The following is a 15435-nucleotide window of genomic DNA, read 5'->3' on the forward strand; positions in this document are numbered from 1 at the left end:
AGCACCACCGGTGGGATCTTCGGCCCAGGACGACTCGCATCAGTCACACCAGACCAACGACGAATCTCCGACTCAGGTCACTAGGTCCTGTCCGGCGGATCAGGCCCGATCCGAACGAGAGGCCCTGGGGCCCCGGTTCACGGGGGCCCGGCGGCGGCGAAGGGGCGCCACGCTATGCGGTTGCCGCCCCCACCGCCGCCTGTGGCCTGATCGGCAGGCGGTTGACCGGCCGGCCCGTTGCCGCGCGGACCGCCGAGGCCACCGCCGCCGGGGACGTCACCACCGGGACCGCGCTCACCGGCTTCGCGCCGAACGGGGCCACCACGTCGCGTTCCTCGACCAGTTTGACGATGCGGATGTCAGGGGCGTCGAGGGCCGTCGGGAGCGCGTAGCCCGTCAGGTCCGGGCGGCGGATCAGGCCGCGGGCCGTGCGGAGGTTCTCCGTCAGCGCCGCGCCGACGCCCTGGGTGACGCCCGCCTCGATACGCGCCGCCAACTGGGCCGGGTTCAGAACGCGTCCGACGTCCTGGGCCACCGCCATCTCCACCACGCGGACCGAGCCGAGTTCGATGTCGACGTCCACCACCGCGCGGATCGCGCAGAACGCCAGGCCCACGAACGCGTCGCCCTGGCCGGACTCGTCCAGCGGCTCGGTGGGGTGCGGGCGGCACTGGGCCGTCGCCCACAGTTCCTTGCCGTCCATCGCCTCCGTCACCGTCGTCGACAGCACTCCGTCGTACGACGTGATCTTGCCGTCCGTGATCTGGAGCAGTTCCGTGGACATGCCGAACTTGTGGGCCAGCGGCTGGAGCAGCTGCGTGCGCACCATCTTCGCGGCCCGTTCCACCGCGCCGCCGGACACCCAGGTGTGGCGGCCGTGGGCGGCCGGGCCCGCGGGGGGCTGGTCGGTGTCGACCGCGGCCACACGGACCTCTTCGACACCCAGCGTCTCCTGGACGATCTGGCGCGCGAGGGTGGAGAACCCGGACCCGGTCTCCACCGCGGCGCAGATGACGGTCGCTATGCCGTCGTGGACCTTGACCGTGGCCGTCGAGACCTCGTCCGTTCCCTCGGCCCCGAGCATGTGCACCATGCCCAGCGCGTAGCCGACGCCGCGGCGTACCGCGCCCGGCTCCCCGGCGCCCTCCGGGCCGCCCGGCAGGAGCCAGTCGCCCTCGGGGGTGTCCTTGGGCAGGGAGGGCAGGGGGAAGTCCCGTACCGCCTGGAGGAGTTCGGCCACCGGCGCGGGGCAGGTGACCGTCTGGCCGGTGGGGAGGATGTCGCCGGTCGCCAGGGCGTTGCGCAGCCGGAGTTCGACGGGGTCCACGCCGAGCCTGGCGGCCAGTTTGTCCATCTGCGCCTCGTACGCGGCGCAGACCTGCATCGCCCCCTCGCCGCGGACATGGCCCGACGGCGGGTTGTTGGTGCGCACCGCCCAGCCCTCGATGAAGGCGTGCGGGACGACGTAGGGGCCGCAGGCGAACGCGACCGCGGCCGCCAGCGATTCCGAGGAGGCGTCGGCGTACGCGCCCGCGTCGAGCAGCAGTTGGGCCTCGACCTTGACCAAGTGCCCCTCGGCGTCCGCGTGGTGGCGGTAGCGCAGCAGGGTGGGGTGACGGTGCGCGTGCCCGAGGAAGGACTCCTCGCGGGTGGCCGTGAGCTTGACGGGGCAGCCGGTCCGCAGGGCGAGCAGCCCCAGCGGGAGCTGGAATCCCGGGTCCTCGCGGTCGCCCGTCGCGCCCGGCACGCCGGTGACGACGACCTTGACCCGTTCCTGCTCCAGGCCGAAGCAGGCCGCGGCGAGGGCACGGTCGGCGTGCGGGTCGGTGGACGCCATGTACAGCTCGACGCCGCCGTCCGGCCGCGGTACGGCCAGGCCAGCCTCCGCGCCGATGGGCGCGGGGTCCTGGCGGCCGATGCGGTACAGCCCCTCGACGACGATCTCGCCGGTGACGTCCGGGTCGCCGTAGCGCAGCGGGATGTGGCGGATGAGGTTGCCGTCGGGGTGCAGCGGCTCGGCGGCGAATGCCTTCTCGGGGTCGGTGACCGGTTCGAGGATCTCGTACTCGACGGCGATCGCGGCCGCCGCGAGGCGTGCCGTGTCCGGATGGTCGGCGGCGACCGCGGCGATCGCCTCGCCGTGGTGGCGGACGATCTCGGACGCGAACACCGGCCGGTCGGCGATGCGCCTGCCGTAGGCCGCGTCGCCCGGGATGTCCTCGTGAGTGATCACGGCTCGTACGCCCGGCATCTCGGACGCGGCGGAGGTGTCGATGGACACGATGCGCGCGTGGGGGTGCGGCGAGCGCAGCAGCGCCGCCCACAGCAGGCCCTCGGCCCACAGGTCGGAGGCGTACGGGAAGGTGCCCTCGGTCTTGGCACGGGTGCCTGCCGCGGGGAGGGACGCTCCGATTCCGCGCGGGGGCTGTTCCGGCCGGGGGCCGTCGACCGCCTGCGTCGTCGCAGTGGTGGCCGCGTCGTTGCTCACGCCATGCCTCCGTCGTGCGGGTGGGCCTGCACACTACCCGCGCCGGGCGGCGCCTGGTGCGGGATGCGGACCTCGTCGTGCGCTGCCCCCGGCCCTGCGGCGTGCGCTTCGTCGCCCGCGGTGGCGGCAGCCGCGCTCGCGGCACGTTCGGCGACCACCTCCCCTACGGCGTCGAGCACGCCCCGGTAGCCCGAGCAGCGGCAGAGATTGCCGCACAGGGCCTGCCGCGTCTCCAGCTCGGTGGGGGCGTGGTTGCCCTCCAGCAGGTCGTGGACGGTCATGGCCATGCCGGGGATGCAGAAGCCGCACTGAACGGCGCCGCAGCCGGCCAGCGCCCGCTGCACGTCCGACGGTTCGCCGTCGCGCGCAAGGCCCTCGACCGTACGCACCTCGGTCCCGGCGGCCGTCGCCGCGGGAACGAGACAGGACGCGACGAGCCTGCCGTCCACCTGGACGTTGCAGGCGCCGCACTCGCCCTGGGAGCAGCCGTCCTTGGCCCCGGCCAGGCCGAGGCGCTCACGGAGCACGTACAGGAGCGACTCGCCGATCCACGCGTCGGACACCGGGCGTTCGGTGCCGTTGACGCGCAGGACGTACGAGGTGGGCGGGTGCTCGTCGTTGCCCGCGGGCGCCCGGTCCGCCGAGGCTTCGTCGGGAGCGTCGTCGGGGTGGGTCCCGGAGGCATGGTCCTGCGCGGCGCCCGGCTCCGGAGTGTCGGACTCCGGCGCGGCGGACCCGGACGCATCGGGATCGGGTGCCGAGGGCTCGGGCGCCTCGGCTCCGGCGGCCTCCGGAGCGTCGGGCTCCACGGCGCCCGCCGGGGCCTCCTCGCCCTGCTGGGCCCACGGCGCGGCGGCGCCGCCCGGCAGCGTCGCCCAGGGGGCGGGCGCACCGCCCGGAAGCGTCGCCGGGGCGTCCGCGGCGGCCCACGGGGAGTCCGCCACGGGACGCTCGGAACGCGCGAACTCGCCCGATTCTTCCGGAAGGTCGCCGTCGGCGATCGGGATCGACCACTGCCCGGTCATCTCCTGCGCGGATGCGGCGGACGCCGCGGGACCGGGCTCCTCGGGGAACGCCCACTGCCCCGTCGCCTGGGGGTCGGCCGCCCGTTCACCGGGTTCGGGCCACCGCACGGGCGGAGGCACCGCGGATCCGTCGGCCGCGGGATGCCCGGCGGCGGACTGCCCGTCCGCCTCGGCCTGCGGCTGCTGCACCGCCCAGCTCCCGGTCGCCCCGGGGCCGGGCTGGGTCTCCGCGGAGGGCGAGAGCGGGGTCAGCGGCACGATCATCGGGGGCACGTAGCCGTGACCGGGCGCCTCCAGCGGCGCGGCGTCCAGCGACAATTCGGGCGGCAGCTGAAGGAATGTCGTGGACTCGCCGTCGTAGTCCGAGCCCTGGGTCGGCTGCCAGCCGCCGTACTCCTGCCCGCCCTGCCCGTACCCCTGGCCGTGGTCGGCGTAGTCCTGCTGCGACCCGTCCTGGAAGTCCTGCGGGTACCCGTACGACCCGCCCTGCACGAACGAGTCGGGCAGGTCCGGGCGGTCGCCGTGGCCGCGACGGCCCTCGTGGTCCGGCGGCTCGGGGTGCCGCCCCTGCTGGTGGTCCTCGTTGCTCACGACAGCGCCCTCCCCAGTGCCCGTCGGGCCAGCGCGGCGACGGTGCGCCGCAGATGCAGTACGGCCGGCGGCAGCACCTCCTGCTCCTCGCCCGGAGCCGCCGGGACCGGGTCGGGAATGCATGCCGCCGCCACGTATTCGCCGAAGGCAGCCAGTGCCTCGCCGGTGAGCCCGCGCTCGCCGTCCCAGTCGATCAGCGACGCGATCCACCGCTCCGCCTCCAGCGGGCGCAGCGGCATCGGCGCGATGGCGCCGACCGCGCAGCGCACCCCGCGCCGCGCGGGGTCGAGGACCACGGCGACGGATGCGGTGGCGCGGCCGGGGCCGGTGCGGCCGGTGGCCTTGAGGAACACCTGCGGGGCGTGCAGGAGCGGGACCCGCACGAAGCCGATGAGTTCGGCGGGGCCGAGCATGTCCCGGCCGGCGAGCAGGTGCGAGACGGGAATCTCGCGGCGCGCGCCGTCGGGCCCCGCGACGACCAGGTCGGCTTCGAGGGCGGCGAGGACGGGCAGGCTGTCCCCGGTGGGCGCCGCGGTGGCGATGTTGCCGCCGAGGGTGCCCGCGTTACGGATCTGGGGCGGTCCTGCCGCGCGTGCGGAGGCCGCCAGGGCGGGAATGAGGGCCGCGAAGTCGGGGCGGCCCATCCGGGCGTGGGTGAGGCCGGCGCCGAGGAGCGCGTGGCCGTCCTGGTAGCGCCAGCCGCGGATCTCGCTGATGCGGCCGAGGCCGACAAGACCTGCGGGGCGGAGCTGACCCTTGTTGACGGCGGCCATGAGGTCGGTGCCGCCGGCGACGGGCACGGCGGCAGGCATGGCGGTGAGCGCCGCCACGGCCTCGTCGAGCGAGCCCGGCAGCGTCACCGACTGTGCCGTCTGCGGTGCGTGCGTGGTCACCCAGCTGCCCCTTCCCGGTGTCCCGGCTGTCCCGCCTGTGTTGCCGTACCGTACGTGCTCACAGGCCGGACGTGGCAACTCTGGCACATCTTCCGAGCCGACCGCCGAGAGGGTCCACGAAGGGCCACTTCGCCCCGCAAGTCCGGTTTCAGGGCGATAGTTCGCTTTCGCATCTCGTTCATCACACGTGTCGCCGTCGTCCCGCGGAGGCAGGGAACAGGCAGGGGAAGCCTCCGCGGGACCGGGCTCAGACGACTGGCGGCGCGCCCTCGATCGGGCGGCCGAGGCTGCCCGCCATTCCGTCCGGGGCGGGCCGGCGCTGCCAGGGCCGCGGGCCGCCGGGGGGCCGGTAGTCGACACCGAGGGCGTCCAGCCGCGCGTAGTGGGCGGCCATGCGGCGCTCGAATCCGGCGAAGTCGCGTTCCGCGGGGGCGGGGAGGTCGGACCAGGCGACCTCGGCGAAGGCCGCGAGGCGCGGGAAGACCTGGTAGTCCACGCGGGAACGGTCCTGCATGACCTCGGTCCAGACGTTGGCCTGGGTGCCGATGACATGCGCGGCCGCCTCCGGTGTCAACGAGGGCGGTACGGGCTCGAATCGGTAGACGTCCTCCAGGGTGCGGACATATCCGATGGGCATCGGCTCGTCGTCACCGGCCGCCTGGCGGTGGTCCAGATACACCTGCTGCTCCGGGCACATGACGACGTCGTGCCCGGCCTCGGCGGCGGCGATGCCGCCCCGGTAGCCGCGCCACGAGGAGACGGCCGCGCCGGGCGCGAGACCGCCTTCGAGGATCTCGTCCCAGCCGATGAGCCGGCGGCCGCGATCGGCGAGCCAGCGGTCGAAGTGCCCGATGAACCATGCCTGGAGAGCGTCCTCGTCGGCGAGCCCGAGCTCCTCGATACGGGCCTGGACGGCCGGCGAGGCCCGCCACTGGTCCTTGGCGCACTCGTCGCCGCCGATGTGCACGAAGTCGGACGGGAAGAGTTCGAGGACCTCCTCCAGCACGCCTTCGTAGAAGCGCAGGGTGTTGTCAGTGGGTGCGAGTACGTTCTTGCTGATGCCCCAGTTGTCCCAGACCGTCAGGGAGGTCGTGTCGATGACATCGGTGTTGCCCAGCTCCGGATACGCGGCGATGGCAGCCTGCGAGTGCCCGGGGATGTCGATCTCGGGGACGACGGTGATGTGCCGCTCGGCGGCATAGGCGACGATCTCGCGGATGTCGTCCTTGGTGTAGTGGCCCCCGTGCGGCTTCTCGTCCCACAACGGCGAGGCGCGGTGCCCGTATTTGGTACGCGCCCGCCAGGCGCCCACCTCGGTGAGCCTCGGGTGGCGTTCGATCTCGATGCGCCAGCCCTGGTCGTCGGTGAGGTGGAAGTGGAAGACGTTGAGCTTGTGCGCGGCGAGCAGATCGAGGTAGCGCAGGACGTCGTCCTTGGCCATGAAGTGCCGTGAGACGTCGAGCATCATGCCGCGCCAGGCGAAGCGGGGGCTGTCCTCCACCGTGACCATGGGGAGATCCCATTCCCGGCCCGGTGCGAGCGGCGCCCTGCGGTAGGCATCGGGTCCGAGCAGTTGCCGCAGCGTCTGCGCCCCCCAGAACACCCCGGCGGCGCTGCCTCCCTCGAGACGGACGGCGGACCCGTCGACCACGAGACGGTAGCCCTCCGCCGCCAGTTGGGGGTCGATGCTCAGGACGATGCGGTTGTCGCCGGCGTCACCGGCGGGGAGGGGCAGTCCGGTGGCTGCTCCGAGGACCGCCCGCAGCCATCGTGCGGTGCCTTCCGTGCCGGGGCGCGCGTCGAGCAGCGTCTCCTGGTCGAGCGCGCGCCAACCGGGCGCGGGGGGCGCCCACGCCGTACGGCGGGGCGCGGGAATCAGGTCTGTCATGCCGTCAGCCTTTCAGGGGGCGTGCCCCCACCGTCAGTCCTTGACCGCGCCGCCCAGTCCCGAGACCAGGCGCCGCTGTACGAGGACGAAGAAGACGAGCACGGGCACGGTCATCACGGTCGACGCCGCCATGATTCCGCCCCAGTCGTTCTCGTCGGGTTTGAAGAAGACCAGCAGTGCCATCGGCAGCGTCGACTGCGAGGTGTCGCTGATGAGGAAGGACTTGGCGAACAGGAAGTCGTTCCACGACGAGATGAACGAGAAGACGCTGGTCGCCACCAGCCCCGGGAAGACCAGGGGAAAGAGGATCTGCCACAGGAATCGGGTGCGGCTCGCGCCGTCGATGTACGCCGCCTCCTCCAGTGCTTCCGGGACCGCCTTCACGAATCCGCGCAGCATCCAGATCGCGAACGGCAGGGAGAAGGCGATGTGCGGCAGGATCAGCGAGCCGAGGGTGTTCAACTGGCCGAAGTCGCGCATCAGAAAGAACAGCGGGATGGTCAGCGCCTCGATCGGCACCATCTGCGCGACGAGGAACATGATCAGCAGCGTCGTGCGGAAGCGGAAGCGGAATCGCGTCACCGCTGTCGCCGCCAGAAAGGCGATCAGCGCCGACGCGACGACGACCGTGCCGGCGACGATCAGACTGTTGAGGAAATACCGTCCGAATTCCTCCTGTTGGAAGACACGCCGGAAGGAGTCCAAGGAGGGGGCGAGCGTCCACGGCCTGGCCTCGGTGGACTGGATCTCACCGGCCGGTTTGAAGGCCGAAAGGACCATCCAGTACAGCGGAAAGGCCACGACGGCGGCGATCACCAGCGCCGCCGCCTCCGCGGCGAGCCGCCCCGGCCGACGAATCCGCAAAGAGCTTGTGCCGAGGCTCATATCTCTTCTCCCTGGCGTCGCAGCAGTCGCAGGTACACGAGCGTGACCGCCAGCAGAATCAGCAGCATGACCACGCCGATCGCCGATCCCAGGCTGTACTGCGAGGACGCGAACGCCTTCTGGTACGCGTACACGTTGAGCACGAGGTTCTGTCCGGCGATTCCTCCGCCGTTCGTCATCACGTAGATCTGCGTGAAGACCTTGAAGTCCCAGATGATCGACTGGATCGTGACCACCACGAGAATGGGCCGCAGCATCGGCGCCATGACGGAACGCCAGATGCGCCACTGCGAGGCACCGTCCAGCGCGGCGGCCTCCAGCACCTCCCCCGGGATCGCCCTGATGCCCGCGTAGACCGTCACCATCACGAACGGGAACGAGCACCAGACGACCTCGAAGAGGACGAGCGCGAACGCGCTGAAGCGCCCGTACGTCCAGGAGAAGTCGCCCAGCCCCAGCAGCCTGTTGACCGGGCCGAAGTCGGGGTCGAAGAGGAAGACCCACACCGTGGAGCCGGTGATCGCGGGGGTCGCCCAGGCGCCGAGAGCGGCCATCATCAGGGCGAGCCGCGGCAGCGCCCGGATCCGGGTGAGCAGGACGGCCAGCGCGCAGCCGACGGCGAGCGTGGCAAGGACGCAGGCGGCCGCGAAGAGCACGGTCGCGAGCAGCACCTGCCAGAACTGGCTGTCGGCGAGGAGCGTGCGGTAGTTCCCGATGCCCTGGAAGCTGGTCGGCTCGCCGCCGGAGACCTGGGCCTGTGTGTATTCGAGGAACGAGATGAGACCGAGTTGGTAGATCGGGTACACGAGCAGTGCGGCGAGCACCACCAGCGCGGGGGCGAGGTACAGCCAGGGGGTCCAGCCCCTGTGCCGCGCCCGGCGTGTGCGCGCGGGCGACCCCGGCCTCGCCGTGGACCGGGGGGCGGGGCCCGGTGCGGAGCCGCGCAAGCGTGTCCGGCCCTGTGTGCCCGGCGCTGCCGGCGCCGTCGCACCGGCCGCGTCGGCAGCCGGGGCCGTGGGGGTCCCGGTCCGCCGAGTCGTGCCGTTCGTAGGGTGCGTCATCGGCGTCAGCCCGCGTCGGCGAATGCGGTGTCCATCTTCTTCGCCGCGTCGCCCGAGGCCGCCGCCACGTCCTTCTTGCCGCTGACGATCTCCTGGAACATCGTGGGCAGGACCAGGGAGGCGTCGATCTGGCCCCAGGCCGGGGAGGCGGGCACGAACTTGGCTCCCGCGCCGAGCGTCTCGATGAACGGCTCGACGAACGGGTCCTTCTTCGCGGCCTCGTCACGCACATCGGCGTACGTCGGCAGGAAGCCCATCGCGTCGAACAGTTTCGCCTGGGTCTCCTTGCCCGCGAACTGCTTCATCAGGTCCACGGCCAGGGTGCGGTGCGAACTGCTCTTGAGCACACCGATGTTGTTGCCACCGGCGAAGGCCGGCGCGATCTCGCCCGCCTTCAGACCGGGCAGCGGCACGACCGCGTACTTGCCCTTGACCGATCCCGCCTCGACGGCCTGGTGGCTGAAGTCGCCGCCGATCGCCATGGCCGCCTTGCCGGAGGCGAACGCGGTGACGGTGGCATTGCCTCCCATGGAGGCGCACTTGGCGGCCGGGCAGTTGTCGTCCCCGAACAGGGACGTGTAGGCCTTGATGCCCTTCCGGGCGGCGGCGCTGTCGATGGCGGATCGGTAGGAGCCGCCGCTCTCCTCGGCGAGTTCGCCGCCGTTGGCCCAGATGAAGGGCATCGCACCGTAGGTGTAGGCGCCGCCGACGGCGAGCCCGTAGAGGTCCGGCTTCTCCTTGCGGATCTTCTTGGCGGTCGCGATCAGCTCGTCCTGGGTCTTGGGCGGCCGGATGCCGAGGTCCTCGAAGACGTCGGTGCGGTAGTAGAGCGCGCGGACGCCGACGAACAGTGGCGCGCCGTAGATCTTCCCGTCGACGGTGACGGACTCCTTGGCCGTGGGGTCGGTGTCCGCGGCCTCGTCCCACGCGCCGAACTCGGCGCTGACGTCGGCCAGTCCGCCGTCCTTGACATAGCCCGCGGTGTCGGTGTTGCCGTACTCGATCACGTCGGGGGCGCTCTTCGGGTCGTTGAAGGCGGCCTTGATGCGCTGGGCGCGGGTCTCGACGGGTATGTACTCGACCTCGACCTGCGCGCCCTTGTGCGCCTTCTCGAAGGCGGCGACCGCGGCGTCGACGACCTGCTCCTTGGGCTTGTTGTTGACCTCCTGGAAGAGCCAGACCCGCAGGGTGCCGCTCTTGTCGTCCTGCTCGGCGCTGTTGTCGGAGGTCTGGGGGGCGCAGGCGGTGGCGGTGAGACCCGCCAGAGCCAGGGCGGCGGCCGGCGCGGCGAGTTTGGCGATGAGCTTCATGCGGTGTCCCCTACGAATCGGCAAGCATCGGTGTTGCAGCATGCGCAACGGGCGTTTCGTAATGCACAACACGCAGGAGGCTAGAGGCGGCCGAACAGCCGGACAAGAGGTCTCAACCACTCTGTGACCGGCAGCTGCACCCCGTGCAACGCCAGAGGGCCCGGACACACGAAAACGGCCCCCGGGGCGCGCACGTGGGTGCGCGCCGGGGGCCGTCGAGTCTGCGAGCGGTACGGCCGAGCGTTACTTCTTGTCGCCGTCCTTGCCCTTGTCACCACCCGAGCCCATGGACTCGTAGATCTCCTTGCACATCGGACAGACCGGGTACTTCTTGGGGTCGCGCCCCGGCACCCAGACCTTTCCGCACAGTGCCACCACCGGAGTGCCGTCGAGGGCACTCGCCATGATCTTGTCCTTCTGGACGTAATGGGCGAAGCGCTCGTGGTCGCCGTCGCCGTGCGACACCTGCGGTGTCGGCTCTACGAGGGTCCCGGTGCCTGTCCCACGCTCGGGCTCAAGAGTGCTCATGAGCTCCAAGGGTACTCACGCGCGCACCGGTACGGGAGCGAGACCCCGCCGGGCGGGCGTGCCGTCAGTTGAGGCTCGGATCGTCCGGATACGTCGCGAACATGGCCAGTTCGTTGCGCTGGCGCCGCAGGACCGCACGCCAGAGCATCTCCGGCTGCGGCGAGGACACGTCGCCCGGCTCGGACTCCACCACGTACCAGGCGCCGTCGTCCAGCTCGGTCTCCAGCTGGCCGGGCCCCCAGCCGGCGTACCCGGCGAAGATCCGCAGCGAGCCGAGGGCCGCGCCCAGCAGCTCCGGCGGCGCTTCCAGATCGACCAGTCCGATCGCCCCGTACACACGCCGCCAGCCGAGTGGCCCCTCGTCGCCGGGGATCACGGCGACACCGAGGGCCGAGTCGAGCGAGACGGGGCCGCCCTGGAAGACGACCCCCGGCTCCCCCGTCAAAAAGGCCCAGGGTTCCAGGATGTCCCCGACACCCACGGGCGTCGGCCTGTTGAGCACCACGCCGAGCGAGCCCTCGTCGTCGTGATCGAGCAGCAGGACCACCGCGCGGTCGAAGTTCGGGTCCGCGAGGGCGGGTGTGGCGACGAGCAGCCGCCCTGTGAGCGAGGACACCTCGGTCATGCGAGACATGATCCCGCATCTTCGCCCTCCGCGGGGGCGGAGCCGCACAGTGTGAGTGGGCGCAGGTCGGAGCACGCCCGGCGCCAGGGCGCGCACGCGGCGGGGCGGTGACGGTGCGCGAGCGGTGGCGAACGGAACGTGTTGTGCCCAATTCATTACGTTCCTGGGGCCCCCCGGCCCATACAACGCAGGGCCTCTCGCCCCTTACCCTTTTCCCTGGCCCCCCGTCCGACGGCCCCCCTCGCTCCTCCCCCGGACTCAGTCCGGGAGGTGCCCCCAGGGGCCCCCTCCGGAACGCGAGTTTCATGACCGGCACTGACGATGTACTGCTTGTCCACGGCGGCACCCCGCTCGAGGGCGAGATCCGCGTCCGCGGCGCGAAGAACCTCGTGCCCAAGGCGATGGTCGCCGCCCTGCTCGGCAGCGAGCCGAGCCGGCTGCGCAACGTGCCCGACATCCGCGATGTGAGAGTCGTCCGCGGACTGCTGCAGCTGCACGGCGTGACGGTCCGCCCCGGCGAGGAACCGGGCGAGCTGGTCCTCGACCCGTCGCACGTCGAGAGCGCCAACGTCGCCGACATCGATGCCCACGCGGGTTCCTCGCGCATTCCGATCCTGTTCTGCGGCCCGCTGCTGCACCGTCTGGGGCACGCGTTCATCCCCGGTCTCGGCGGCTGCGACATCGGCGGCCGGCCGATCGACTTCCACTTCGAGGTGCTGCGCCAGTTCGGCGCGACGATCGAGAAGCGCGCGGACGGCCAGTACCTGGAGGCCCCGCAGCGGCTGCGCGGCACCAAGATCCGTCTGCCGTACCCGTCCGTCGGCTCCACGGAGCAGGTGCTGCTGACGGCCGTGCTCGCCGAGGGCGTCACCGAGCTGACCAACGCCGCGGTCGAGCCGGAGATCGAGGACCTGATCTGCGTCCTGCAGAAAATGGGCGCGATCATCTCCATGGACACCGACCGGACGATCCGGATCACCGGCGTCGACAAGCTCGGCGGCTACACCCACCGGGCCCTCCCCGACCGCCTGGAGGCGGCGTCCTGGGCGTCGGCGGCACTGGCGACCGAGGGCAACATCTACGTCCGCGGTGCGCAGCAGCGCTCGATGATGACGTTCCTCAACACCTACCGCCGGGTCGGCGGTGCCTTCGAGATCGACGACGAGGGCATCCGCTTCTGGCACCCGGGCGGCCGCCTGAAGTCCATCGCGCTGGAGACGGACGTCCACCCCGGCTTCCAGACCGACTGGCAGCAGCCGCTGGTCGTCGCCCTGACCCAGGCGACGGGCCTGTCCATCGTCCACGAGACGGTGTACGAGTCACGGCTCGGCTTCACGTCCGCACTGAACCAGATGGGCGCGCACATCCAGCTCTACCGCGAGTGCCTGGGCGGCTCGCACTGCCGCTTCGGCCAGCGCAACTTCCTGCACTCGGCGGTCGTGTCGGGCCCGACGAAGCTCCAGGGCGCGGACCTGGTCATCCCGGACCTGCGCGGCGGCTTCTCGTACCTGATCGCGGCGCTGGCGGCGCAGGGGACGAGCCGGGTGCACGGGATCGACCTGATCAACCGCGGCTACGAGAACTTCATGGAGAAGCTCGAGAAGCTGGGCGCGAAGGTGGAACTGCCGGGCGGTCCGATCGTCTGACGACGCCTCACGCCGACGGCCCCCGCGGGTTTCCCGCGGGGGCCGTCGGCGTACGTGGGCGGTCCTGTCCCTCCGGCGGCCCGGGGCGGAGCCCGGCTCAGGGACTCCCGCTCAGCGCCCACCGCCCCCGGGAAGGGGCCTGCACGGCGCGCAGACGTGACGAAGGGCGGTCACCCTGCCGGGTGACCGCCCTTCGTGCTGCCGGGGCCTTACTTGCCCTTGGCGGCTTCCTTGAGCTTCGAGCCCGCGGAGACCTTCACGCTGTAGCCGGCCGGGATCTGGATCGGGTCGCCGGTCTGCGGGTTACGAGCGGTGCGAGCGGCACGGTGGGTGCGCTCGAAGGTCAGGAAGCCGGGGATGGTGACCTTCTCGTCGCCCTTGGCGACGACCTCGCCGACGGTCTCGGCGAGAGCGGCCAGAACGGCGTCGGCGTCCTTGCGGGTCACCTCGGCGCGGTCGGCCAGCGCGGCCACCAGCTCACTGCGGTTCATTTCGTTACTCCCGTGTTCTTCTTGCCTGTGAGGCTTGGATCGAAGCCGATGCTGCCAGGGCCCTCGGACAGTCCCCGGACCCGGGTCTGCTGTCAGACCCCTCCGCGCCCGCGGGGGTCCCCCCAGGACGCAGGTCCTCGGGGAAGCATCCTGCCCCCACCAGCGGCGGGAAAGCCAATCCGGCACCCTCCGGGGTCACACGAAAAGCGCCACTGCCTCGTCGTGGTGACGTTCCGTCGATTCCCTTGAGACTCATTGGAGCGGCCGGGCCGCGGCCTGAGTGCGGCCACGGGCTCATGGTCCGCCACCCTAAAGGGGGGTTTGGGGCGCCGCGACTCGCGACGCGCCGTATGTCAGGCGGACGTGGGGCCTGTCACAGCGGCGCCGGCGGCCTTCGCGGCGTCCCGTACGGCGCCCGCGACGGCGCCCGCGACCTTGTCGTTGAAGACCGACGGGATGATGTAGTTCGGGTTGAGCTCGTCCTCGGTGACGACATCCGCGAGCGCGGCGGCGGCCGCGAGCATCATCTCCGTGTTGACGGTGCGGGACTGGGCGTCCAGCAAACCGCGGAACACGCCGGGGAACACGAGCACGTTGTTGATCTGGTTCGGGAAGTCCGAGCGCCCCGTGGCCACAACTGCCGCCGTCTGGCGGGCGATTGCCGGGTCGACCTCGGGGTCCGGATTCGCGAGAGCGAAGACGATCGCGCCGTCCGCCATGGCCGCGACATCCTCCGCGCCGAGCACGTTGGGAGCCGAGACACCGATGAACACGTCCGCGTCGACGACCGCTTCCTTGAGCGTGCCGGTGACGCCCTCGGGGTTGGTGTTGTCGGCGATCCAGCGCAGCGGCGAGTCGGGCGTGGCGTCCACCAGGTCCTCGCGGCCCGCGTGCACGACGCCGTGGATGTCGGCGACGACGGCATGCTTGACGCCCGCGGCGATGAGCAGCTTCAGGATTGCCGTACCCGCGGCGCCGGCGCCGGACATGACGACCCGCACGTCACCGATGGCCTTGTCGACCACGCGCAGGGCGTTGGTCAGCGAGGCGAGCACGACGATCGCGGTGCCGTGCTGGTCGTCGTGGAAGACGGGGATGTCCAGCGCTTCGCGCAGCCGGGCCTCGATCTCGAAGCAACGGGGCGCCGAGATGTCCTCGAGATTGATGCCGGCGAAGCCGGGGGCGATCGCCTTGACGATCTCGACGATGGCGTCGGTGTCCTGGGTGTCCAGGCACAGCGGCCAGGCGTCGATGCCGGCGAAGCGCTTGAAGAGGGCCGCCTTGCCCTCCATGACGGGCAGGGCGGCCTTGGGGCCGATGTTGCCGAGGCCGAGGACGGCGGAGCCGTCCGTCACCACTGCAACGGAGTTGCGCTTGATGGTGAGGCGGCGGGCGTCCTCGGGGTTCTCGGCGATCGCCATGCAGACGCGGGCCACACCGGGGGTGTAGATCATCGAGAGGTCGTCACGGTTGCGGATGGGATGCTTGGACTGCATCTCGATCTTGCCGCCGAGGTGCATCAGGAACGTACGGTCGGAGACCTTGCCGAGGACGACGCCCTCGATGTCGCGAAGGCCCTCGACGATCTCGTCGGCGTGCGTCGTGGAGCTGGCGGCGATCGTGACGTCGATCCGCAGCTTCTCGTGGCCGGACGCGGTGACGTCCAGGCCGGTGACGGAACCGCCGGAGGATTCCACGGCCGTGGTGAGCTGGGAGACCGCGGTTCCGCTCGCGGGCACCTCCAGCCTGACCGTCATCGAGTACGAGACGCTGGGCGCCGTTGCCATGACCGGGTTCCTCTGCTTTCCCTAGCTTCGTTGCTACGCGGCGCCAGGGGCCGGGGCCCGGCAGCGCCTTCCGATGGTGACACCTACCTGCCGGTAGCAGGTAATGCGGTCATTTAGTTTTCGGAAACTGTTTTCCACCATACGAGAAGTTGCAGGGAAACAGAAGAGGCCCGGATCACCGATACGGTGATCCGGGCCTCTTCTCCTCAAGATCAAG

At 71.3% G+C, this 15435-nt stretch carries 12 protein-coding genes; 1 reads left to right on the forward strand and 11 read right to left on the reverse strand.

Annotated features, from left to right (window positions below):
* Nucleotides 1–172 precede the first annotated feature (172 nt).
* The 9 genes from AC067Z_RS32805 to AC067Z_RS32845 form a co-directional block, all read right to left on the reverse strand.
* A complete protein-coding gene (locus AC067Z_RS32805) occupies nt 173–2488 on the reverse strand; it encodes a xanthine dehydrogenase family protein molybdopterin-binding subunit (protein WP_478793300.1) in 2316 nt (771 codons plus the stop codon).
* Entirely contained in the window at nt 2485–4104 is a 1620-nt protein-coding gene (locus AC067Z_RS32810) for a (2Fe-2S)-binding protein (protein ID WP_478793301.1), read from the reverse strand. The genes AC067Z_RS32805 and AC067Z_RS32810 overlap by 4 nt, the downstream gene beginning before the upstream one ends.
* Nucleotides 4101–4997, reverse strand: a complete 897-nt coding sequence (locus tag AC067Z_RS32815) for an FAD binding domain-containing protein (protein WP_478793302.1) — start codon at nt 4995–4997, stop codon at nt 4101–4103. Before AC067Z_RS32815 ends, AC067Z_RS32810 begins: the two co-directional genes overlap by 4 nt.
* Nucleotides 4998–5244: 247 nt before the next feature.
* On the reverse strand, nt 5245–6885 hold the full coding sequence (locus tag AC067Z_RS32820) for a beta-N-acetylhexosaminidase (protein WP_478793303.1): 1641 nt from the start codon (nt 6883–6885) through the stop codon (nt 5245–5247).
* Nucleotides 6886–6918: 33 nt separating this feature from the next.
* The gene (locus AC067Z_RS32825) at nt 6919–7770 is read right to left on the reverse strand and encodes a carbohydrate ABC transporter permease (protein WP_478793304.1); all 852 of its coding nucleotides are present in this window, start codon (nt 7768–7770) and stop codon (nt 6919–6921) included.
* On the reverse strand, nt 7767–8831 hold the full coding sequence (locus AC067Z_RS32830; protein WP_478793305.1) for a carbohydrate ABC transporter permease: 1065 nt from the start codon (nt 8829–8831) through the stop codon (nt 7767–7769). Before AC067Z_RS32830 ends, AC067Z_RS32825 begins: the two co-directional genes overlap by 4 nt.
* Nucleotides 8832–8836: 5 nt before the next feature.
* Nucleotides 8837–10141 carry an extracellular solute-binding protein gene (locus AC067Z_RS32835; RefSeq protein ID WP_478793306.1) on the reverse strand — a complete coding sequence of 435 codons (1305 nt, stop codon included), beginning with the start codon at nt 10139–10141 and terminating at the stop codon, nt 8837–8839.
* A gap of 243 nt (nt 10142–10384) precedes the next feature.
* The gene (locus AC067Z_RS32840) at nt 10385–10669 is read right to left on the reverse strand and encodes a DUF3039 domain-containing protein (protein ID WP_215181849.1); all 285 of its coding nucleotides are present in this window, start codon (nt 10667–10669) and stop codon (nt 10385–10387) included.
* Nucleotides 10670–10733: 64 nt separating this feature from the next.
* Nucleotides 10734–11294 carry a YqgE/AlgH family protein gene (locus AC067Z_RS32845; protein WP_478793307.1) on the reverse strand — a complete coding sequence of 187 codons (561 nt, stop codon included), beginning with the start codon at nt 11292–11294 and terminating at the stop codon, nt 10734–10736.
* A 305-nt stretch (nt 11295–11599) separates the two neighbouring features.
* Here AC067Z_RS32845 and murA point away from each other — a divergent pair, with 305 nt between their 5' ends.
* Nucleotides 11600–12940, forward strand: coding sequence for a UDP-N-acetylglucosamine 1-carboxyvinyltransferase (murA, locus tag AC067Z_RS32850; protein ID WP_478793308.1), 1341 nt, complete (start codon nt 11600–11602; stop codon nt 12938–12940).
* A 209-nt stretch (nt 12941–13149) separates the two neighbouring features.
* Here the strand turns inward: murA and AC067Z_RS32855 are convergent, their stop codons facing one another.
* On the reverse strand, nt 13150–13431 hold the full coding sequence (locus tag AC067Z_RS32855; protein ID WP_004571953.1) for an HU family DNA-binding protein: 282 nt from the start codon (nt 13429–13431) through the stop codon (nt 13150–13152).
* A 353-nt stretch (nt 13432–13784) separates the two neighbouring features.
* A complete protein-coding gene (locus tag AC067Z_RS32860; protein ID WP_478793309.1) occupies nt 13785–15218 on the reverse strand; it encodes an NAD-dependent malic enzyme in 1434 nt (477 codons plus the stop codon).
* Nucleotides 15219–15435 lie beyond the last annotated feature (217 nt).

It is taken from the genome of Streptomyces sp. NPDC043812 (assembly GCF_056436245.1).

What these genes read in the sequence shown, in the direction of transcription:
- AC067Z_RS32860 (WP_478793309.1), bottom strand. Translation starts at nt 15,218, where the DNA reads ATGGCAACGGCGCCCAGCGTCTCGTACTCGATGACGGTCAGGCTGGAG.
- AC067Z_RS32840 (WP_215181849.1), bottom strand. Translation starts at nt 10,669, where the DNA reads ATGAGCACTCTTGAGCCCGAGCGTGGGACAGGCACCGGGACCCTCGTA.
- AC067Z_RS32855 (WP_004571953.1), bottom strand. Translation starts at nt 13,431, where the DNA reads ATGAACCGCAGTGAGCTGGTGGCCGCGCTGGCCGACCGCGCCGAGGTG.
- AC067Z_RS32835 (WP_478793306.1), bottom strand. Translation starts at nt 10,141, where the DNA reads ATGAAGCTCATCGCCAAACTCGCCGCGCCGGCCGCCGCCCTGGCTCTG.
- AC067Z_RS32820 (WP_478793303.1), bottom strand. Translation starts at nt 6,885, where the DNA reads ATGACAGACCTGATTCCCGCGCCCCGCCGTACGGCGTGGGCGCCCCCC.
- AC067Z_RS32845 (WP_478793307.1), bottom strand. Translation starts at nt 11,294, where the DNA reads ATGACCGAGGTGTCCTCGCTCACAGGGCGGCTGCTCGTCGCCACACCC.
- AC067Z_RS32830 (WP_478793305.1), bottom strand. Translation starts at nt 8,831, where the DNA reads ATGACGCACCCTACGAACGGCACGACTCGGCGGACCGGGACCCCCACG.
- murA (WP_478793308.1), top strand. Translation starts at nt 11,600, where the DNA reads ATGACCGGCACTGACGATGTACTGCTTGTCCACGGCGGCACCCCGCTC.
- AC067Z_RS32825 (WP_478793304.1), bottom strand. Translation starts at nt 7,770, where the DNA reads ATGAGCCTCGGCACAAGCTCTTTGCGGATTCGTCGGCCGGGGCGGCTC.